At 59.0% G+C, this 21,497-nt stretch carries 15 protein-coding genes and 3 rRNA genes; 7 read left to right on the top strand and 11 right to left on the bottom strand.

The window, feature by feature from the left end:
* Window positions 1-23 precede the first annotated feature (23 nt).
* The gene (gene murJ / locus FPB55_RS03065; protein ID WP_009682080.1) at window positions 24-1,562 is read right to left on the bottom strand and encodes a murein biosynthesis integral membrane protein MurJ; all 1,539 of its coding nucleotides are present in this window, start codon (window positions 1,560-1,562) and stop codon (window positions 24-26) included.
* 250 nt (window positions 1,563-1,812) lie between these two features.
* On the opposite strand from murJ, the gene rpsT reads away from it, so the two are divergent.
* Window positions 1,813-2,091, top strand: a complete 279-nt coding sequence (rpsT, locus tag FPB55_RS03060; RefSeq protein WP_003247625.1) for a 30S ribosomal protein S20 — start codon at window positions 1,813-1,815, stop codon at window positions 2,089-2,091.
* A gap of 149 nt (window positions 2,092-2,240) precedes the next feature.
* On the opposite strand, the gene FPB55_RS03055 is transcribed toward rpsT, so the two are convergent.
* The 8 genes from FPB55_RS03055 to FPB55_RS03015 form a co-directional block, all read right to left on the bottom strand.
* Window positions 2,241-4,541: an MlaD family protein gene (locus FPB55_RS03055; RefSeq protein WP_009682079.1), complete on the bottom strand. Its 2,301-nt coding sequence runs from the start codon at window positions 4,539-4,541 to the stop codon at window positions 2,241-2,243.
* Window positions 4,534-5,157 carry a paraquat-inducible protein A gene (locus FPB55_RS03050; RefSeq protein WP_009682078.1) on the bottom strand — a complete coding sequence of 208 codons (624 nt, stop codon included), beginning with the start codon at window positions 5,155-5,157 and terminating at the stop codon, window positions 4,534-4,536. Before FPB55_RS03050 ends, FPB55_RS03055 begins: the two co-directional genes overlap by 8 nt.
* A complete protein-coding gene (locus FPB55_RS03045) occupies window positions 5,144-5,803 on the bottom strand; it encodes a paraquat-inducible protein A (RefSeq protein ID WP_009682077.1) in 660 nt (219 codons plus the stop codon). Before FPB55_RS03045 ends, FPB55_RS03050 begins: the two co-directional genes overlap by 14 nt.
* A gap of 223 nt (window positions 5,804-6,026) precedes the next feature.
* Window positions 6,027-6,142, bottom strand: a 5S ribosomal RNA gene (rrf, locus tag FPB55_RS03035).
* 134 nt (window positions 6,143-6,276) lie between these two features.
* A 23S ribosomal RNA gene (locus tag FPB55_RS03030) occupies window positions 6,277-9,169 on the bottom strand.
* Between the two features lie 281 nt (window positions 9,170-9,450).
* Window positions 9,451-10,987, bottom strand: a 16S ribosomal RNA gene (locus FPB55_RS03025).
* Together the 16S, 23S and 5S rRNA genes form the textbook arrangement of a ribosomal RNA operon.
* Before the next feature lie 551 nt (window positions 10,988-11,538).
* Window positions 11,539-13,032, bottom strand: a complete 1,494-nt coding sequence (locus FPB55_RS03020) for a CoA-acylating methylmalonate-semialdehyde dehydrogenase (protein ID WP_009685805.1) — start codon at window positions 13,030-13,032, stop codon at window positions 11,539-11,541.
* Between the two features lie 72 nt (window positions 13,033-13,104).
* Window positions 13,105-14,451: an aspartate aminotransferase family protein gene (locus FPB55_RS03015; RefSeq protein ID WP_009685804.1), complete on the bottom strand. Its 1,347-nt coding sequence runs from the start codon at window positions 14,449-14,451 to the stop codon at window positions 13,105-13,107.
* 118 nt (window positions 14,452-14,569) lie between these two features.
* Between FPB55_RS03015 and FPB55_RS03010 the strand changes: the two genes are divergently transcribed.
* The 5 genes from FPB55_RS03010 (at window position 14,570) to FPB55_RS02990 (ending at window position 18,875) form a co-directional block, all read left to right on the top strand.
* Entirely contained in the window at window positions 14,570-15,487 is a 918-nt protein-coding gene (locus tag FPB55_RS03010) for a LysR family transcriptional regulator (RefSeq protein ID WP_009685803.1), read from the top strand.
* Between the two features lie 90 nt (window positions 15,488-15,577).
* Window positions 15,578-16,240, top strand: a complete 663-nt coding sequence (locus tag FPB55_RS03005) for a TetR/AcrR family transcriptional regulator (protein ID WP_009685802.1) — start codon at window positions 15,578-15,580, stop codon at window positions 16,238-16,240.
* A gap of 9 nt (window positions 16,241-16,249) precedes the next feature.
* On the top strand, window positions 16,250-16,834 hold the full coding sequence (locus FPB55_RS03000; protein ID WP_009685801.1) for a YigZ family protein: 585 nt from the start codon (window positions 16,250-16,252) through the stop codon (window positions 16,832-16,834).
* A gap of 320 nt (window positions 16,835-17,154) precedes the next feature.
* Window positions 17,155-17,841, top strand: a complete 687-nt coding sequence (locus FPB55_RS02995; protein WP_009685800.1) for an SDR family oxidoreductase — start codon at window positions 17,155-17,157, stop codon at window positions 17,839-17,841.
* A gap of 86 nt (window positions 17,842-17,927) precedes the next feature.
* On the top strand, window positions 17,928-18,875 hold the full coding sequence (locus tag FPB55_RS02990; RefSeq protein ID WP_009685799.1) for an adenosine deaminase: 948 nt from the start codon (window positions 17,928-17,930) through the stop codon (window positions 18,873-18,875).
* A gap of 8 nt (window positions 18,876-18,883) precedes the next feature.
* Here FPB55_RS02990 and FPB55_RS02985 read toward each other — a convergent pair whose 3' ends face one another.
* Window positions 18,884-19,597: a helix-turn-helix transcriptional regulator gene (locus tag FPB55_RS02985; protein ID WP_009685798.1), complete on the bottom strand. Its 714-nt coding sequence runs from the start codon at window positions 19,595-19,597 to the stop codon at window positions 18,884-18,886.
* Window positions 19,598-20,071: 474 nt separating this feature from the next.
* On the opposite strand from FPB55_RS02985, the gene FPB55_RS26465 reads away from it, so the two are divergent.
* Entirely contained in the window at window positions 20,072-20,269 is a 198-nt protein-coding gene (locus FPB55_RS26465; RefSeq protein ID WP_080709162.1) for a hypothetical protein, read from the top strand.
* Here the strand turns inward: FPB55_RS26465 and FPB55_RS02975 are convergent.
* Window positions 20,220-21,401: a multidrug effflux MFS transporter gene (locus tag FPB55_RS02975; protein ID WP_144187505.1), complete on the bottom strand. Its 1,182-nt coding sequence runs from the start codon at window positions 21,399-21,401 to the stop codon at window positions 20,220-20,222. The genes FPB55_RS26465 and FPB55_RS02975 overlap by 50 nt on opposite strands.
* Window positions 21,402-21,497 lie beyond the last annotated feature (96 nt).

Below are 21,497 nucleotides of genomic sequence, written 5' to 3'. Positions count from 1 at the left end.
CGACGCCTGACCCGCAGGTAGCCCTAGTGCAAGGCCTTGCGAGCGAAATGCCGGGGGCGGAAACCGCACAGGAACAAACAGCCGAAATAGGTCACGACCCCCGCCACGATCAGCACGCCGAGGCGCATGAAGCGCTGCAGCATGATGCCCTGCTCCCAGGCCGGCATGTAGTGCATGCCCACCAGCAGCACTGCCGACATCAGCGCCACGGCCAGCACCAGCTTGGCCAGGAACATCGCCCAGCCCGGCTGCGGCTCGAACAGGCGCTGACTGCGCAGCTTCCAGAACAGCAAGCCGGCATTCAGGCAGGCACCCAGGCTGATGGCCAAGGCCAGCCCGGCATGCGCCAGCGGGCCGACCAGGGCCAGGTTGAACAGCTGGGTGCAGACCAGGGTGAAGACCGCGATCTTCACCGGCGTGCGGATATTCTGCTGCGCATAAAAGCCGGGTGCCAGTACCTTGACCAGAATGATCGCCAGCAAGCCCACCGAATAGGCCATCAGCGCCCGCTGGGTCATGGCGGCATCGAACGCGCTGAACTTGCCATACTGAAACAGCGCCACGGTCAGCGGCTCGGCCAGAATGGCCAGTGCCAGGGTGCACGGCAACACCAGCAGGAAGCACAGGCGCAGGCCCCAGTCGAGGATCCGCGAATACTCCTCGCGATCCTTGTTGGCGTAGGTTTTGGCCAGGGTCGGCAGCAGGATGGTACCCAAGGCCACGCCCAGCACGCCGGAAGGCAGCTCCATCAGGCGGTCGGCGTAATACATCCAGGATACCGAGCCAGCCACCAGGAACGAGGCGAAGATGGTGTTGATGATCAGCGAGATCTGGCTCACCGACACCCCGAGAATGGCCGGCAGCATCTGCTTGAGCACCCGCCACACGCCGGTATCGCGCAGGTTCAGGCGGGGCAGCACGAGCATGCCGATCTTCTTCAGCGCCGGCAACTGGTACAACAGTTGCGCCAGGCCACCGGCGAGTACGCCCCAGGCCAGGGCCATGATCGGCGGGTTGAAGTACGGCGTGAGCAGCACCGCGAAGGCGATCATCGCCACGTTAAGCAGGGTCGGGGTAAAGGCCGGTACCGAGAAACGGTTCCAGGTATTGAGGATCGCCCCGGCCAGGGACGACAGGGAGATCAGCAATATATAAGGAAAGGTCACCCGCAACAGGGCCGTGGTCAGTTCGTACTTTTCCGTGCTGTCGACAAACCCCGGGGCCGTGGCCCACACCACCCAGGGTGCCGCCAGGATGCCGATGGCGGTCACCAGGGCCAGGACCAGGGTGAGCAAACCGGTGATATAGGCAACGAAAGTGCGGGTCGCCTCCTCGCCTTGCTGCGTCTTGTATTCGGCCAGGATCGGCACGAAGGCCTGGGAGAATGCACCTTCGGCGAAAATGCGCCGCAGCAGGTTGGGCAACTTGAAAGCGATGAAGAAAGCGTCGGTGGCAATGCCCGCACCGAAGATACGCGCCAGAATGGTGTCGCGAATGAAGCCCAGCACCCGCGAAATCATGGTGATCGAGCTTACTGCAGCCAGGGATTTGAGCAGGTTCATCGAAAAGATTCACGCCAATGACAGAGGACGCTGCCAGACAGCATCCGAATGTGCGATACTCCCGCGCCTTCGCAGGGGAGCCAAAAATTCCCGAGTGTACAGGTCGCGCAGCAGAAAGGAATCTTTCCCGCTTGTTGGCGCACCGCTCGGCGGAACCTTGCAGGTGGCCTTGACATCCGCTCGACTGATCGGCATGATTCGCGGCCTATTTTGTTTGCTATTTACCTAAAGTCTTTCGAGGAGCTCGACGGTGGCCAACACACCTTCCGCCAAGAAACGTGCAAAACAGGCTGAGAAGCGTCGCAGCCACAACGCCAGCCTGCGTTCCATGGTCCGCACCTACATCAAGAATGTAGTTAAAGCCATTGACGCAAAAGACGCTGAAAAAGCACAAGCCGCTTATGTTCTGGCTGTACCTGTAATCGACCGCATGGCCGACAAAGGTATCATCCACAAGAACAAGGCTGCTCGTCACAAAGGCCGTCTGAATGGCCACATCAAGGCGCTGAAAGAAGCTGCAGCTGCCTAAGCGACGTTAAAGTCGAAAAGCCGACCCTAGGGTCGGCTTTTTGTTGCCTGCGATTTGGGCATGCGCCAAGGTGTAACCGCAATTTTGCAGGGGCGGCCTTGGTCGCCACCGGGCTGCAAAGCAGCCCCAGTGACTGTGATTGCCTGCTGTTACTTGCCTAACTGAATCTTCGGCGCCCATTGCAGCCACTCGTCCTCGGCCTTGTCGAACAAGGCGAAGGTCTGCTGCGGCCGGGCCGGGTTACCCATCCGCTCGCCGTCCGGCGTTGCGAAGGCGATGCCACCATCGATCACGGTTTCCAGCGACTCGGTGCGCACGGTCGCGCCTTTGAACAGCCCCCAGTCGAAGCCGAAGCCGCTGGTGTTCCAGAAACGGCTGCCACTGCGCACCAGCGCGGCATAACGCGGCTCGATCAGGATATGGATCAGCACGCGGTCAGCACTCTGCCCAAGCTCGAAGCCTGTCACCTTACCCACGGCTACCTCGCGGTAAGTAACGGGCACCCCGGGCTTGATCGAGCCACGGCGTGGTGCACTGAGTGTCAACGGCAGGCCGACCTCTGGCCCAGCCACCTGCGGCGCCTCGGGCAGCGCAATGAAGTCACTTTGCGGCCCGCGGTCTTTGGTGGCCGGCTGCACCTCCAGGTACTGCCCGGTCACCAGGGTATCCAGGTTCTCAGTGCGCACCAGGCCAAACGCAGGTTTGACCACCCAGAACTGCGTCCCGGCCCGGGCGATACGATTTGCCGCTTCGGTGATACGCGCCCGCAGCAGCACCGCCTGCAGGTCATTGGTCAAGTCGACGCTCTCGATGCTGCCCACATCCAGGCCCCGGAAGCGAATCGCTGTACCTGGCTTCAGGCCATCCGCGCGGTCGACACGGATGGTGATCAAGGTGCCCGCACGGTTCACCGCCTCTTGGCTCTCGTGCAGCCGGAAGCGCGGAATGTGCCGCTTCAGCGGAACATCCGCACGCGGCGTGTCGAAGGCAATGCCACCGGCCATCAGCGTTTGCAGCGACTCACTCTTCACCTTGATGCCCGACAAGCCGCCAGTCAGGGTAATACCGCTGGCGTTCCAGAAGCGCGACGAACCGTTGACCAGTTTTTCGTATTCTTTCTCGATGTGCACACCAATGAGGATGCGGTTACTGTTGCGGGCGAACTGATAGCTTTGCACGCTCCCCACTTTGACCTGGCGATACATCACCGGGCTGCCGACCTCCAGCGAACCGAGGGTGTCGGCGAACAGCACCATGTGCAGGCCAGGCGCCTTGAGGTCCAGCGGCGGCGCCTTGGCACGCGCCTCGAACTCGCGCTCTGGCCGCGCGCCCTTTTCGCCGGGGCGAATGGCGATGTAGTTACCTTTTACCAGCGCCTCCAGCCCCGTGATACCCGCCAGGGAAATCGAAGGCTTGACCACCCAGAACTGGGTCCCTTCCACCAGGTAGTCCTCGGTGAGCGGGTCCAGTGTCAGCTCGGCCGAAGCGCTGGCCAGGTTGTCTTCCATCTTCAGCGTTTTCAGCGAGCCAACCTGGATGCCTTTGTACATGACCGGGGTACGGCCCGCCTGCAGGCCTTCGTAATCGGTAAGCTTGACCTTGACCCGGATCCCCGCCTGAGCTGCATCGAAGTCTTCATACAGGCGGAACGGCAGGCTGGGGTCGGTTGGCGGGCTGTCCTTGCGATACTCCGGGGTTGCAAAGGCGATACCCCCGGCAACGATGCTCGACAGCGACTCGCTACGCACTTTCACACCCGAAAGCGAAGCGTCGATGCTTACCCCGCTGGCATTCCAGAAGCGCGTGTGTTTGCGCACCAGGCTGGCGTAAGCCGGCTCGATGAATATTTTTACCTCCACCGTGCTCTGGTCTTCGGACAGGCGATAACTCTTCACCCGGCCGACCTGGATCTGTTTATAGAACACTGGGCTGTCACGGTTGAGCGAACCTAGCCGTTCAGCCTTGAGTACAAGATGCAGGCCAGGTTCGCTGTCCGACAGTGGCGGCGCCACCTTCAGCGCGGTAAAGCGCTTGGTAGGCTCACCTTCGCCCGGGCTGACTGCGATGTAGTTACCAGACACCAGGGTTTCCAGGCCTGAAATGCCTGCCAGGGTGACACTGGGCTTCACCAGCCAGAAGCGCGTCCCCTTGGTCAGATGCGGCTCGGCATCCTTGTTCATTTCGATCGTGGCGATAACACCCTGGTTCTCACCCTCGGCATCGAGCACCAGGCTCTTCACCTTGCCAACCGGCATCCCTTTGTAGATCACCTCGGTCTTGTTGGCGACGATCCCGTCGCCCGACTCGAAGCGCACTTCAATCTCCACACCGGCCTGGCGGTAAGCCTGCCAAGCGAGCCAACCACCGATCATCAAGGCGATCAAAGGCAGGATCCAGATGGCCGACCAGTTCGAGGCTGGGCGGGTTTTAGCCGTTGGCAGGTCACTCATGGTCGTCATCCGACTCCGTGTTATCCCAAATCAGTCGGGGATCGAAAGTTAAAGCAGCAAACATTGTCAGGATCACCACAGTTGCGAAGGCGACGGCGCCCAAATTGGCTTCGACACTGGCTATTCGGCCGAAATTCACCACTGCCACAAGAATGGCAATGACGAAGATATCCAGCATGGACCAGCGCCCGATGAATTCGATGAAGCGGTACATGAATATCCGTTGCCGGGCCGAAAGCGGCTGCCGCCGTTGTACGGAGTACAGCAGCAAACCGATGCCTACCAGCTTGAAGGTCGGCACCAGGATGCTGGCAATAAACACCACTGCAGCGATCGGCACCATGCCGTGCTTGAGCAAGGTAATGACCCCGGACATGATCGTGTCCGGGCTGCCTTGGCCGAGGGTACTCACGGTCATGATGGGCAACACGTTGGCCGGGATATACAGGATCGACGCGGCAATCAGCAGCGCCCAGGTGCGCATGATGCTGTTCGGACGCCGCGCATGCACTACAGCGCCACAACGTGTGCAGCTTTGCGATTTACTGTCCGGCGCCTGCCGGTTCAGCTCATGGCATTCATTGCAGACCAGAATGCCCGCATCAATCGCCCGCATGCAGGTCCTCCCCCGATAGCGCACTCCAGATCTGGTGCGGTGACATCACCACTTCCAGCCAAACCTGGATCAACAACAGGCTGATAAAACAGAACAACCCCAACCCTACGGTCAATTCAGCCAGGTCGACCAGCTTGACGATGGCCACCAGTACACCCATGAAATAGACCTCGAGCATGCCCCAATCGCGCAGGTGGTGATAGATACGGTAGAACAGCAGGCCCAAACCGCGCCCCACGTTCAGGCGAATACTCAGCAATACAGCCAGTTGGCACAGCAACTTGGTTAATGGAATAGCCATGCTGCAAAGGAAAACCACCACCGCCACGCCACGCATTTCCGAGTTGTACAGGCCTAGCACACCACTCCAGACAGTATCGTCAGACGTTTGGCCAAGCAGGTGCAGCTGCATGATGGGCAGAAAATTGGCTGGCACGAACAGCAACAAGGCCGTCAGTACCAGGGCCAGGCTGCGATTGACCACATTGTGCCGGTGAGCATACAGCTCGTAACCGCAGCGCGGGCAGAGGGCCTTTTCACCATGCTGTAACACGGGCTTGCGCAGCAGCAGGTCACATTCGTGGCAGGCCACAAGCTCTTCCAGCGGCAACCGGGCCAGCGATTCAGGTTCGACGGGATTGGACATGGAGTACTTCTGAGTAGGTGCGTGGGCCTATTCTAGTGTTCTGGCTCGAATTGTGGGAGCCGGCGTGCCGGTGAAGCGCACGGCGCGGTGAATGGCACCGGCTGCACCGGTGTTCGCGGGCGCCCCCGCTCCCACAGGGATTGTTGTGAGGCCAGGGGACTTTTTTGGAGCACAAAGACAAAACCCCTACCTGCATGTGCAGATAGGGGTTTTGCGAAATGAATCTTGACGATGACCTACTCTCACATGGGGAAACCCCACACTACCATCGGCGATGCATCGTTTCACTACTGAGTTCGGGATGGGATCAGGTGGTTCCAATGCTCTATGGTCGTCAAGAAATTCTGTAGCCAGAATGTCCAGTTGAACAGCCCAGCGAATTCGGATATGTGATGTTTGTGATGCCTTGCGAACTTTCGGTTCATGTCATCTTCACCACCGCAATCTGCGCTAGCAAATTGCTTGGGTGTTATATGGTCAAGCCTCACGGGCAATTAGTATTGGTTAGCTCAACGCCTCACAGCGCTTACACACCCAACCTATCAACGTCGTAGTCTTCGACGGCCCTTTAGGGGATTCAAGATCCCAGTGAGATCTCATCTTGAGGCAAGTTTCCCGCTTAGATGCTTTCAGCGGTTATCTCTTCCGAACATAGCTACCCGGCAATGCCACTGGCGTGACAACCGGAACACCAGAGGTTCGTCCACTCCGGTCCTCTCGTACTAGGAGCAGCCCCTCTCAAATCTCAAACGTCCACGGCAGATAGGGACCGAACTGTCTCACGACGTTCTAAACCCAGCTCGCGTACCACTTTAAATGGCGAACAGCCATACCCTTGGGACCGGCTTCAGCCCCAGGATGTGATGAGCCGACATCGAGGTGCCAAACACCGCCGTCGATATGAACTCTTGGGCGGTATCAGCCTGTTATCCCCGGAGTACCTTTTATCCGTTGAGCGATGGCCCTTCCATACAGAACCACCGGATCACTAAGACCTACTTTCGTACCTGCTCGACGTGTTTGTCTCGCAGTCAAGCGCGCTTTTGCCTTTATACTCTACGACCGATTTCCGACCGGTCTGAGCGCACCTTCGTACTCCTCCGTTACTCTTTGGGAGGAGACCGCCCCAGTCAAACTACCCACCATACACTGTCCTCGATCCGGATGACGGACCTGAGTTAGAACCTCAAAGTTGCCAGGGTGGTATTTCAAGGATGGCTCCATGAGAACTGGCGTCCCCACTTCAAAGCCTCCCACCTATCCTACACAAGCAAATTCAAAGTCCAGTGCAAAGCTATAGTAAAGGTTCACGGGGTCTTTCCGTCTAGCCGCGGATACACTGCATCTTCACAGCGATTTCAATTTCACTGAGTCTCGGGTGGAGACAGCGCCGCCATCGTTACGCCATTCGTGCAGGTCGGAACTTACCCGACAAGGAATTTCGCTACCTTAGGACCGTTATAGTTACGGCCGCCGTTTACCGGGGCTTCGATCAAGAGCTTCGCTTGCGCTAACCCCATCAATTAACCTTCCGGCACCGGGCAGGCGTCACACCCTATACGTCCACTTTCGTGTTTGCAGAGTGCTGTGTTTTTAATAAACAGTCGCAGCGGCCTGGTATCTTCGACCGGCATGAGCTTACGGAGCAAGTCCTTCACCCTCGCCGGCGCACCTTCTCCCGAAGTTACGGTGCCATTTTGCCTAGTTCCTTCACCCGAGTTCTCTCAAGCGCCTTGGTATTCTCTACCTAACCACCTGTGTCGGTTTGGGGTACGGTTCCCAGTTATCTGAAGCTTAGGAGCTTTTCTTGGAAGCATGGTATCAACCACTTCGTCGCCTAAAGGCAACTCGTCATCAGCTCTCGGCCTTGAAATCCCGGATTTGCCTAAGATTCCAGCCTACCACCTTAAACCTGGACAACCAACGCCAGGCTGGCCTAACCTTCTCCGTCCCTCCATCGCAATAACTGGAAGTACAGGAATATTAACCTGTTTTCCATCGACTACGCTTTTCAGCCTCGCCTTAGGGACCGACTAACCCTGCGTCGATTAACGTTGCGCAGGAAACCTTGGTCTTTCGGCGTGCGAGTTTTTCACTCGCATTGTCGTTACTCATGTCAGCATTCGCACTTCTGATACCTCCAGCAAGCTTCTCAACTCACCTTCACAGGCTTACAGAACGCTCCTCTACCGCATCACCAAAAGGTGATACCCGTAGCTTCGGTGCATGGTTTGAGCCCCGTTACATCTTCCGCGCAGGCCGACTCGACTAGTGAGCTATTACGCTTTCTTTAAAGGGTGGCTGCTTCTAAGCCAACCTCCTAGCTGTCTAAGCCTTCCCACATCGTTTCCCACTTAACCATGACTTTGGGACCTTAGCTGACGGTCTGGGTTGTTTCCCTTTTCACGACGGACGTTAGCACCCGCCGTGTGTCTCCCATGCTCGGCACTTGTAGGTATTCGGAGTTTGCATCGGTTTGGTAAGTCGGGATGACCCCCTAGCCGAAACAGTGCTCTACCCCCTACAGTGATACATGAGGCGCTACCTAAATAGCTTTCGAGGAGAACCAGCTATCTCCGAGCTTGATTAGCCTTTCACTCCGATCCACAGGTCATCCGCTAACTTTTCAACGGTAGTCGGTTCGGTCCTCCAGTCAGTGTTACCTAACCTTCAACCTGCCCATGGATAGATCGCCCGGTTTCGGGTCTATACCCAGCGACTAAACGCCCTATTAAGACTCGCTTTCGCTACGCCTCCCCTATTCGGTTAAGCTCGCCACTGAATATAAGTCGCTGACCCATTATACAAAAGGTACGCAGTCACCTAACAAAGTAGGCTCCCACTGCTTGTACGCATACGGTTTCAGGTTCTATTTCACTCCCCTCTCCGGGGTTCTTTTCGCCTTTCCCTCACGGTACTGGTTCACTATCGGTCAGTCAGTAGTATTTAGCCTTGGAGGATGGTCCCCCCATATTCAGACAAAGTTTCTCGTGCTCCGTCCTACTCGATTTCATTGATAAGAGATTTTCGTGTACGGGGCTATCACCCACTATGGCCGCACTTTCCAGAGCGTTCCACTAATCTCAAACCAACTTAAGGGCTGGTCCCCGTTCGCTCGCCACTACTAAGGGAATCTCGGTTGATTTCTTTTCCTCAGGGTACTTAGATGTTTCAGTTCCCCTGGTTCGCCTCTTGCACCTATGTATTCAGTACAAGATACTCAGCTTATGCTGAGTGGGTTCCCCCATTCAGAGATCTCTGGATCACAGTCTGTTTGCCGACTCCCCAAAGCTTATCGCAGGCTACCACGTCTTTCATCGCCTCTGACTGCCAAGGCATCCACCGTATGCGCTTCTTCACTTGACCATATAACCCCAAGCAATCTGGTTATACTGTGAAGACGACATTCGCCGAAAATTCGCATTTCGCTCAGTTAAGAGCAGAACTCACAAATTTTACCTTAGCCTGATCACGCACCAGTGAAAGTGCATGTCAGTCTATATCTATCACATATCCGAATTTTTAAAGAACGGTCTGACAAAAGTCAGAAATCAACATTCATCAACGAATGTTCATTTCTGAATTCTCATCAGCAAATGAATCAAGCAATTCGTGTGGGAGCTCATCAGCAGGCTGATGTCGTCGATTAAGGAGGTGATCCAGCCGCAGGTTCCCCTACGGCTACCTTGTTACGACTTCACCCCAGTCATGAATCACACCGTGGTAACCGTCCTCCCGAAGGTTAGACTAGCTACTTCTGGTGCAACCCACTCCCATGGTGTGACGGGCGGTGTGTACAAGGCCCGGGAACGTATTCACCGCGACATTCTGATTCGCGATTACTAGCGATTCCGACTTCACGCAGTCGAGTTGCAGACTGCGATCCGGACTACGATCGGTTTTGTGAGATTAGCTCCACCTCGCGGCTTGGCAACCCTCTGTACCGACCATTGTAGCACGTGTGTAGCCCAGGCCGTAAGGGCCATGATGACTTGACGTCATCCCCACCTTCCTCCGGTTTGTCACCGGCAGTCTCCTTAGAGTGCCCACCATAACGTGCTGGTAACTAAGGACAAGGGTTGCGCTCGTTACGGGACTTAACCCAACATCTCACGACACGAGCTGACGACAGCCATGCAGCACCTGTGTCAGAGTTCCCGAAGGCACCAATCCATCTCTGGAAAGTTCTCTGCATGTCAAGGCCTGGTAAGGTTCTTCGCGTTGCTTCGAATTAAACCACATGCTCCACCGCTTGTGCGGGCCCCCGTCAATTCATTTGAGTTTTAACCTTGCGGCCGTACTCCCCAGGCGGTCAACTTAATGCGTTAGCTGCGCCACTAAAATCTCAAGGATTCCAACGGCTAGTTGACATCGTTTACGGCGTGGACTACCAGGGTATCTAATCCTGTTTGCTCCCCACGCTTTCGCACCTCAGTGTCAGTATCAGTCCAGGTGGTCGCCTTCGCCACTGGTGTTCCTTCCTATATCTACGCATTTCACCGCTACACAGGAAATTCCACCACCCTCTACCGTACTCTAGCTTGCCAGTTTTGGATGCAGTTCCCAGGTTGAGCCCGGGGCTTTCACATCCAACTTAACAAACCACCTACGCGCGCTTTACGCCCAGTAATTCCGATTAACGCTTGCACCCTCTGTATTACCGCGGCTGCTGGCACAGAGTTAGCCGGTGCTTATTCTGTCGGTAACGTCAAAACAGCAAGGTATTAACTTACTGCCCTTCCTCCCAACTTAAAGTGCTTTACAATCCGAAGACCTTCTTCACACACGCGGCATGGCTGGATCAGGCTTTCGCCCATTGTCCAATATTCCCCACTGCTGCCTCCCGTAGGAGTCTGGACCGTGTCTCAGTTCCAGTGTGACTGATCATCCTCTCAGACCAGTTACGGATCGTCGCCTTGGTGAGCCATTACCTCACCAACAAGCTAATCCGACCTAGGCTCATCTGATAGCGCAAGGCCCGAAGGTCCCCTGCTTTCTCCCGTAGGACGTATGCGGTATTAGCGTTCCTTTCGAAACGTTGTCCCCCACTACCAGGCAGATTCCTAGGCATTACTCACCCGTCCGCCGCTGAATCAAGGAGCAAGCTCCCGTCATCCGCTCGACTTGCATGTGTTAGGCCTGCCGCCAGCGTTCAATCTGAGCCATGATCAAACTCTTCAGTTCAATACTGCTTGGGTTTTTAAGAAACCCTAAACTTGGCTCAGCAATCTCAAATGACTATGTGATTTCTCGCATGGCCACTTGTGATGCTGATAATCTTTTTGACTATCAGTCCGTACTCACAAGCACCCACACGAATTGCTTGATTCGATTTGTTAAAGAGCGGTTGGTTAAGAGTGTTTCGTCTCAACCGAGGCGCGCATTCTACGCTTTCCTCATTTGCTGTCAAGCGTTTATTTTGAAGTTTTTTGCGAGAAACTCGTTTAGCTTCAAACACTTGACTCGCTGCGATCTCTCGTAGCGGGAGGCGAATCATACAGCGTTTAGAAGCGCTGTCAACCATCATCTCAACCGCTTTCGATCATTCGATCGTAGCCCTTACAGCGCCTTCCGAATCGATTAACTCATTGAATTTCAAGGAGTTTTTCGTTCCGTTGTCGCTGGAAGTGGGGCGCATTATAAGGGGATTCGAGAGGGCGTCAACCTTTAATTTCAAGAAAACCCTAAAAAGCAAAACGGGGAGGCCTACCGGCCTCCCCGCTCCCCCTCACCCCTTACAAGCTTGGGAACGCAAACTGCGATGCTTCATGGCTGGCCCGCTGCGGCCAACGCTGGGTAATTGCCTTGCGACGGGTATAGAAGCGCACCCCGTCCGGCCCGTACGCATGCAGGTCACCGAACAACGAACGTTTCCAACCACCAAAGCTGTGATACGCCACCGGCACCGGCAGCGGAACATTGACCCCCACCATGCCCACTTCGATTTCGTCGCAGAACAAACGCGCGGCCTCACCGTCACGGGTGAAGATGCACGTGCCGTTGCCATATTCATGATCGTTGATCAGTTGCATGGCCTGTTCCAGGCTGTTGACCCGCACCACGCACAGTACCGGGCCGAAAATCTCTTCTTTATAGATACGCATCTCTGGCGTGACCTTGTCGAACAAGGTACCGCCCACGAAGTAGCCATCTTCATTCCCGGCCACTCGGAAGCCACGGCCATCCACCACCAGCTCGGCCCCCGCTGCAACGCCCTCATCGATGTAGCCCACCACCTTGTCACGCGCAGCGGCAGTGACCAGTGGCCCCATGTCCAGACCGCACGAAGTGCCTGCACCAATCTTCAAGGCTTTGATCTGCGGTTGCAGCTTGGCGATCAGCGCATCAGCCACCTGGTCACCCACGCACACCGCCACCGAAATGGCCATGCAGCGCTCGCCACACGAACCGTAGGCCGCCCCCATCAGTGCGCTGACCGCGTTATCCAGGTCGGCGTCCGGCATCAGTACCGCATGGTTCTTGGCACCACCCAGGGCTTGCACGCGCTTGCCGCGCTTGGTGCCCTCGGCATAGATGTACTCGGCAATCGGCGTAGAACCCACAAAACTGAGCGCTTTTACTTCCGGCGCTTCGATCAACGCATCCACCGCTTCCTTGTCACCGTGCACCACGTTGAGGATGCCCTTCGGCAGACCGGCCTCCAGCAGCAACTGGGCGATGAACAGGGTGGAGCTAGGGTCACGTTCGGACGGCTTGAGAATGAAGGCGTTACCACAGGCAATCGCCAGCGGGTACATCCACAGCGGCACCATGGCCGGGAAGTTGAACGGCGTAATACCGGCAACCACACCCAACGGCTGGAAATCAGACCAGGCATCGATGTTCGGGCCCACGTTGCGGCTGTACTCGCCTTTGAGCACTTCAGGCGCGGCGCAGGCAAACTCGACGTTCTCGATACCACGCTTCAGTTCGCCAGCGGCGTCTTCCAGCGTCTTGCCATGCTCTTCGCTGATCATTTGCGAAATGCGCGCTTCATTCTGCTCCAGCAGTTGCTTGAAGCGGAACATCACCTGAGCCCGCTTGGCCGGTGGCGTATTGCGCCAAGCTGGGAACGCCGCCTTGGCCGAATCAATCGCTTCCTGCACGGTCGCGCGGCTGGCCAGCTCGACTTTGCGCACGGCCTGGCCGGTGGATGGGTTGAAGACATCGGCGGTGCGCTCACCCTTGGTAACCAGCTCGCCGTGAATCAGGTGCTGAACAATGCTCATGCAAAACTCCAGATGAAGAAGGTAGAGGCCGGCGCGCGTCTGCGCACGCGCCGCGCAGCAAAATCAGAAAGATCAGTCGATCAGGTTCAGGGTTTCGCCGACAGCGTCGAACAGGCGGTCCAGTTCATGCGGCTGTGTGTTGAAGGTTGGGCCGAACTGCAAGGTGTCGCCACCAAAGCGTACATAGAAGCCCGCGCGCCACAGTTTCATCGCCGCTTCGTAAGGGCGAACAATGGCATCACCGTCACGGGCGGCGATCTGGATCGCGCCAGCCAGGCCATAGTTACGGATATCGACGACGTTCTTGGTGCCCTTCACGCCGTGCAGCAGCTTTTCGAAGTGCGGTGCCAGCTCGGCGGAGGCCTGCACCAGGTTTTCCTTCTGCAGCAGGTCCAAGGCAGCGATACCCGCGGCACAGGCCACCGGGTGGGCCGAGTAGGTATAACCGTGCGGGAACTCCACGGCGTACTCTGGCGTTGGCTGGTCCATGAAGGTCTGGTAGATCTCGCTGCTGGCAATCACCGCGCCCATCGGAATGGCGCCGTTGGTCACCTGCTTGGCGATGCACATCAGGTCCGGGGTTACGCCGAAGGCCTGCGAGCCGGTCATGGCGCCCATGCGGCCGAAGCCGGTAATCACCTCGTCGAAGATCAGCAGAATGTTGTGCTGGGTGCAGATTTCACGCAGGCGCTTGAGGTAACCCTTAGGCGGCGGCAGCACACCGGCGGAACCGGCCATGGGCTCGACGATCACCGCGGCGATATTGGACGCGTCGTGCAGCTCGATCAGTTTGAGCATTTCTTCGGCAAGGGCGATGCCACCCTCTTCGGGCATGCCTTTGGAGAACGCGTTCACCGGCAATACGGTATGAGGCAGGTGGTCGACATCCAGCAGTTGGCCGAACATCTTGCGGTTGCCATTGACCCCACCCAGGCTGGTGCCGGCGATGTTCACGCCGTGGTAGCCGCGGGCACGGCCGATGATCTTGGTCTTGGTCGCCTGGCCTTTCAGGCGCCAGTAGGCCCGCACCATCTTCAGCGCGGTGTCGGCGCACTCGGAGCCCGAGTTGGTATAGAAGACGTGGTTCAGGTTACCTGGCACCAGGTCGGCGATCTTTTCCGCCAGCTGGAACGACAATGGGTGGCCGAACTGGAACGCCGGGGAGTAATCGAGCGTGCCCAACTGGCGGGTCACCGCGTCGGTGATTTCCTTGCGGGTGTGCCCGGCGCCGCAGGTCCACAGGCCGGAAAGCGCGTCAAAGATCCTGCGCCCCTGGTCATCGACCAGGTGGTTGCCATCGGCCGCCACGATCAGGCGCGGGTCGCGCTGGAAGTTGCGGTTGGCCGTGTACGGCATCCAGTGGGCGTCAAGCTTGAGCTGGCTGGCGATACCCACGGGGGCGGTTTCAGGCATGTTCATCGGCGGTTCCTCGAAAGACGATCAGGCAACGATGGAGGTGGTTGCAGCTAAGTTGGCACGCGGATAGAGTCTGAAAAAGCCTACATTTCTAATCTTCACACAGGCCGCTACTAAACTAATGAGCAGACGCCCCGATCCACTTGCGCAGGTCAGCGACTTCGACATCCGCCTGCTGAAGATCTACCGCAGCGTAGTCGAATGCGGTGGTTTTTCGGCCGCCGAGAACGTGCTGGGCATCGGCCGCTCGGCCATCAGCCAGCAAATGAACGACCTCGAGCAACGCCTGGGGCTGCGCCTGTGCCAGCGCGGCCGCGCCGGTTTCTCGCTGACCGAGGAAGGCCGCGAGGTCTATCATTCGGCCCTGCAACTGCTCAGCGCACTGGAAAGCTTCCGTACCGAGGTCAATGGCCTGCACCAGCATCTGCGCGGCGAGCTGAACATCGGCCTGACCGATAACCTGGTCACCCTGCCGCACATGCGCATCACCCATGCCCTGGCCGAACTCAAGGACCGTGGCCCCGATGTGCGCATCCAGATCCGCATGATCGCGCCCAGCCAGGTCGAACACGGCGTGCTCGACGGCAGCCTGCATGTAGGCGTGGTGCCACAGACCAGCCCGCTTTCGGGCCTGGAATATCAACCGTTGTACAGCGAGCGTTCCTTGCTGTACTGCGCGGTCGGTCACCCACTGTTCTATGCCGACGACCAGCAGATCGACGACGAGCGCCTCAACAGCCAGGAAGCCATCACCCCCACGTTCCGCCTGCCGGCCGAAATCCAGGCGCATTACCAGGCGCTGCACTGCACGGCCAGTGCTTCGGACCGGGAGGGCATGGCGTTTCTCATCCTTACCGGGCGCTACATCGGTTACCTGCCCGACCACTACGCCACGTTCTGGGTCCAGCAGGGCCGCTTGCGGGCACTCAAACCGCGCGAGCGCTTCTACGACCTGAGCCTGAGCTGGGTGACACGCAAAGGCAGGCGACCCAACCTGGTCCTGGAAAGCTTTCTCGACAGCCTGGCTGCGACACGCTGATGCCTGTCTCTGCCGCAAACGCTTGTCACCTTGGCACAGGCAGGTAATCTTGTCCGACAGCCGCAGCCACTGACCCGTACGGAATCGTCCATGACCCTAGAAGTCCCTGCGCATCGCCTATCCGCCTCGGGCAAGCCCGCGGGCCGCATCCGCCAGAAGAACGAACAGGCCATTATCCAGGCCGCCGAAGACGAGTTTGCCCGCCATGGCTTCAAGGGCACCAGCATGAACACCATTGCTCTGAAGGCAGGCTTACCCAAGGCCAACCTGCATTATTACTTCACCAACAAGCTGGGCCTCTACATTGCCGTGCTCAGCAACATCATCGAGCTGTGGGACAGCACCTTCAACGCCCTGAGCGTCGAGGACGACCCCGGTGCAGCACTGAGCCAGTACATTCGCACCAAGATGGAGTTCTCGCGGCGCAACCCCCAGGCATCGCGTATTTTCGCCATGGAAGTGATCAGCGGCGGCACCTGCCTGACCGAGTACTTCAGTGCCGACTACCGCGAATGGTTCCGTGGCCGCGCAGCCGTATTCGAGGCGTGGATGGATGCCGGCAAGATGGACCGGGTAGACCCCGTGCATCTGATATTCCTGCTATGGGGCAGCACCCAGCACTATGCCGATTTCGCCACCCAGATCTGCCAGGTTACCGGCCGTAGCCGCCTGACCAAGCAAGACATGGAAGAAGCGAGCAACAACCTTATCCACATCATTCTCAAGGGCTGCGGCATCAAGCCGGCTGCCTGACCCACATTTATGCCCTCTACCCTGCTCGACCTCTGCGAATACCGCGAGGAAATCCGTAAAAGCCGCTTCATCACCCTGGCCGGGCCGGTCACCAGTGCCGCCGAAGCGATGAGCTTCATCGAACGCCACAGCGACCTGGCCGCCACCCATAACTGCTGGGCCTGGAAGCTCGGCGCGCAGTACCGCAGCAGCGACGACGGCGAACCCGGTGGCACTGCCGGGCGGCCCATCCTGGCCGCGATCGAGGCGCAGGACTGCGATCAGGTCGTGGTCCTGGTGATTCGCTGGTACGGTGGTATCCAGCTGGGTACGGGCGGCCTGGCCAGGGCCTACGGTGGGGGCGCCAACAAATGCCTGCAACAGGCCCCCAAGCGGCTGCTGGTGCAGCGCAGCGAGTTCGCCTGCAGTTGCAGCTTCAGCGAACTGGCACTGGTAAAACTGCGCCTGGCCGAGGTCGATGGGCTGGTGCTCGACGAGCAGTTCACAGCCAATGGCGTGGACCTGTTGATCGCTCTGGGTGAAGCCCACCTCGCAGCGTTGCAGCAGCAACTGGCCGACCTTAGCCGCGGGCGTATACTGCTGCAAGCGCGCTGAATCTGCCCACAACTGCTGTGGGCCTGCCTGTGGATAAGCTTGGGGCATCATGCTACAAGCCAGAGCAGGCATGGCCTCTAGCGCTTTGATCATTATTTGATCGGCACTATCGGCAGGCTCAAGGCATTGAATGAATTCAGGTTATCCCCAGCCTCACACCCGCCACAACCGGCAGGGTCAGCCCATGTTTCACACATTAACTGTGGAGCAGCCTGTGGATAACCCGTGCGCCACCGTGCAAAGCCCCCAGCGGCACGGGGTTTACCGCTGCTGCACATTTTTTAACCACCTCCATCCGAAAAACCAACAAGGAGCGCCCCATGGCTGACGCAAAGCACGCACTTATCATCGGCGCCTCGCGCGGGCTCGGCCTGGGCCTGGTGCAACGCCTGCAGGAAGACGGCTGGAGCATTACCGCCACCGTCCGCAACCCTCAGCAGCCCGGAGCCCTGGCAGCTGTGCCTGGTGTGCACATCGAGCAACTGGAAATGAACGACACCGCCCAGCTCGATGGCCTGAAGCAACGCCTGCAAGGCCAGGTATTCGACCTGGTATTCGTCAACGCCGGGGTCATGGGCCCACTGCCGCAAGACCTTGAAAGCGTGCACAAAGACGCCATCGGCGACCTGTTCATGACCAATGCCGTGGCCCCGATTCGCGTCGCCCGCCGCCTGGTCGGCCAAGTTCGCAACGGCAGTGGCGTGCTGGCCTTCATGAGTTCGGTCCTGGGCAGCGTCACTGTCCCCGACGGCGGCGAACTCTGCTTGTACAAAGCCAGCAAGGCGGCGTTGAACTCGATGATCAACAGCTTCGTCGTCGAACAACAACGCCCCGACCTGTGCGTTCTGGCCATGCACCCTGGCTGGGTGAAGACCGACATGGGTGGCGAGCACGCAGAGATCGACGTGCTCACCAGCACCCGCGGCATGCTTGAACAAATCAAGGCGCAAAGCGGTACAGGCGGCCTGCGCTTCATCAATTACAAAGGCGAAACCCTGACCTGGTGATTCATCAGGTCGCAGCCCGGCCGGGCGCAATACCCGGCCAGCCCCTGTAGAATGCCGGCAACCGTACCTGATCGAGATATGCCCTTATGTATGACTGGTTGAACGCCCTGCCCAAGGCGGAGCTGCACCTGCACCTCGAAGGCTCGCTGGAGCCTGAGCTGCTGTTCGCCCTGGCCGAGCGCAACAAGATCGCCCTGCCATGGGCCGATGTGGAAACCCTGCGCGGGGCCTATGCCTTCAACAACCTCCAGGAGTTCCTGGACCTGTATTACCAGGGCGCCGATGTATTGCGCACCGAGCAGGACTTCTATGACCTGACCTGGGCCTACCTGCAGCGCTGCAAGGCGCAGAACGTGATCCATACCGAGCCGTTCTACGACCCGCAAACCCACACCGACCGGGGTATCCCCTTTGAAGTGGTGCTCAACGGTATCAACCAGGCGCTCAAGGATGGCCGCGAGCAGTTGGGCATCAGCAGTGGCCTTATCCTGAGCTTCCTGCGCCACCTGAGTGAAGAGGAGGCACAAAAAACCCTCGACCAGGCGCTGCCCTTCCGCGATGCGTTCATTGCCGTTGGCCTGGACAGCTCGGAAATGGGCCACCCACCCAGCAAGTTCCAGCGTGTATTCGACCGCGCGCGGAGCGAAGGCCTGGTTGCCGTCGCCCACGCTGGCGAAGAAGGCCCGCCCGAGTACATCTGGGAGGCGCTGGACCTGCTGCAGATCAAGCGAATCGACCACGGCGTACGCGCCATCGAAGACGAGCGGCTGATGCAGCGCATCATCGACGAACAGATCCCGTTGACCGTGTGCCCGCTGTCCAACACCAAGCTCTGCGTGTTCGACCACATGAGCCAGCACAACATCCTCGACATGCTCGAGCGTGGCGTGAAGGTCACGGTGAACTCGGACGACCCGGCGTACTTCGGCGGCTACGTCACGGAAAACTTCCACGCCCTGCACACTCACCTGGGCATGACCGAAGACCAGGCCCGCCGCCTGGCCCAGAACAGCCTGGACGCCAGGCTGTCCTGACGCGCGGCTCAACCCACCTGCAAGGTGGCAACGCGGGCTATGCGGTTGATCTGCTGGATGCCCAGCGCCGAGATATGCAATGCCCGCGTGTCCTCGGCCTCGCGCATCCAGCCAGATTGCAGGAACAGCCTGAACAAGGCCTGGCCCAACACGCCCCCCAGGTGCGGTGCCTGGTCGTTCCACTCGGTACAGCGGCAGATCACGCAGCCGCGCTGCTGGTGCGGCGCCAAGGCATCGATGTACACCCCTACCAGGGCCAGCTGCGCCCGCCCTTCATCGCTGACCATCAACAGGCGGCCACTGCCTTCCAGCCAGCCCGCGACCACCATGCGGTGGTATAGCTCACTGGCCAGCTCGCCCCCCAGGTGATCCCCACAGCGACGCGCCCGGCGCAGCGACATGGGCAGCGGTGACACCGGCGCCTTGGCCCGCTCCCCCCTGGCGCTTTCCAGTTGCACGCTGGCCAGCGCCTCTACCGCCGCCCCGACCTGCGGGGTAGCCAGGCGAAAATAGCGTTTGCGGCCACGGGCTTCATGCCTCAGCAGCCCAGCCGATGACAGCAACGACAAGTGCGCGCAAGCCGACGACGAGGTCAGGCCGGTCATCATCGCAAGCTCGTTGGCCAGGCGCGGCGTGCCGTCGATCAATGCCCACAACATGGCACTGCGCTTGGGGTCGGCCATCAGGCTGGCGATCTGGCTGATACTGCTGACTGCGTTCATGTCCCTGTAACTCCCTGCAAGTTCACTGTGTGGATGCGATGGCCAACCCTGGCAGGGAAGCACCTCTCGCTGGCACTGGCCTGGATCGCCAGTATAAGCCGCAGAAATGCCCAATCTGGCAGCCCCACACCGCCCAGTCCTCGTAAAAAAGCCACTGGGTATACCTACCCATTGCAAGGCGGGAACAGGACCGACGCGACCGGCGAAAACCCTGCGCGTAGGCGTTTTCGGCCCGTTGAGACAGGGGGCTCGTTAACTCAGCAGGAAAAAAACCTTCGGCACGTTCGGACGTAGCCGACAGCCAGGTACTACAAGTAGCGCAAACTAAAGCGAACGTTTCCCGGCCTTGCAGGCATTGCAGCGCAACCGGCAAACACACAATCAGGCACCGCCAGTCAGGACACTGACCCAGCGCATGGCAGACGAGAACAGCAGCGCTAAACTGATGCCGCTCCCTTCTGGAGGTAAGCCGCGATGAAAATTGTCGTCAGCGCTTCACGCCGAAACCCCGCCTGCCCCTGGCAGGTCCAGCTCGATCAGCATGTGGTCGGGTTCCGCAGCGAGGCCGAGGCACGGGCCTTTGTCGCCACGCTGGAAACCCGCCTGCGCGCCCCGCACCCGCTCAAGCGCGAACCCTGGCCTGCAAACGGCGGGTCAGTACCGCGGCACTGACTGCCAATACACCGCAAAGGCAGATCACCAGGGCCATCGGCAAGGCACTGCCATCGTGCAGCAGCCCCACCAGCGCCGCTGCGCCCGCCGCCACGCTGAACTGGACACAACCCATCAGCGCCGAGGCACTGCCGGCACGCGCGCCCTGGCCGCTCATGGCGCAAGCCGAGGCATTGGGGATGATGCAACCGAGGCTGGCAATGCAGATGAATAACGGCACCAGCAGCGGCCACAACGCGGTCGGCCGCCACGCCGCCACCGCGAGCAGCGCCAGCCCGGCCCCCAGGTACAACCACACGGCACGGGCCAGCAGGAAGGCCGGCCCACGCTTGGCCAGCAAACGGGCGTTCACCTGCGCCACCAGGATAAAGCCCGCTGCGTTGGCACCAAACAGCCAGCCATAGTGCTCGGCTGGCACGCCGTACAGCTTGATGAACACGAAAGGTGAACCGGCGATGTAGGCGAACATGCCGGCAATGGCGATACCGCCCGTCACCGCATGGCCGAGGAACACCCGGTCTGCCAGCAGGCGCAGGTACTGGCGCAAAGCGCCGGACAAGGGCTGGCGCGGCATGTCCTCAGGCATGCTCTCCGGCAACCCCAGGCTTACCGCCAACAGGCAAGCGGCACTGAACAGGCCCAGGGTAAGGAAAATCGATTGCCAGCCGGCCACATTCACCAGCACCCCACCCAGCATCGGCGCCAGGATCGGGGCCAGGCCCATGACCAGCATCAACTGCGAGAACACCTTGGCCGAGGCGACCGGGTCGCACTTGTCGCTGACGATGGCCCGCGACAGCACCATGCCCGCACAACCGCCAAGGGCCTGGACGAAGCGTGCCAGCACCAGGGTGTCGAGGTTGGGGGCATAGGCACAGGCCAGTGACGCCAGGGTGAACACGGTCACGCCCAACATCAGCGGTTTGCGCCGGCCAAAACGGTCAGCCACTGGGCCGTAAGCCAACTGGCCGATGGACAAGCCAAGGAAATAGGCGGCCAATGTGGCCTGGACGTGTTTTTCGTCGGTGGCGAACGCCTGCGCCATGGCCGGGAAGGCCGGCAGGTAGAAGTCGATCGCCAAGGGCCCGAACGCACTGAGTGCGCCCAGGATGAGCACCATTCGCAGGTTCATCAGGAATCCATAGCAGGCTAAGCAAGTAGATGATTCTACCTGCTGTCGCCCCTAGGAATGTGAAAACATTTGCAACAAACCTAGGCCCTGTCGCGA

Origin of the sequence: Pseudomonas sp. BJP69, from assembly GCF_007633355.1 — a bacterium.
Taxonomy (GTDB): domain Bacteria; phylum Pseudomonadota; class Gammaproteobacteria; order Pseudomonadales; family Pseudomonadaceae; genus Aquipseudomonas; species Aquipseudomonas juntendi.
The sequence above is the reverse complement of the archived record's forward strand: the minus strand, read 5'-3'. Positions and strand labels throughout refer to the sequence as shown.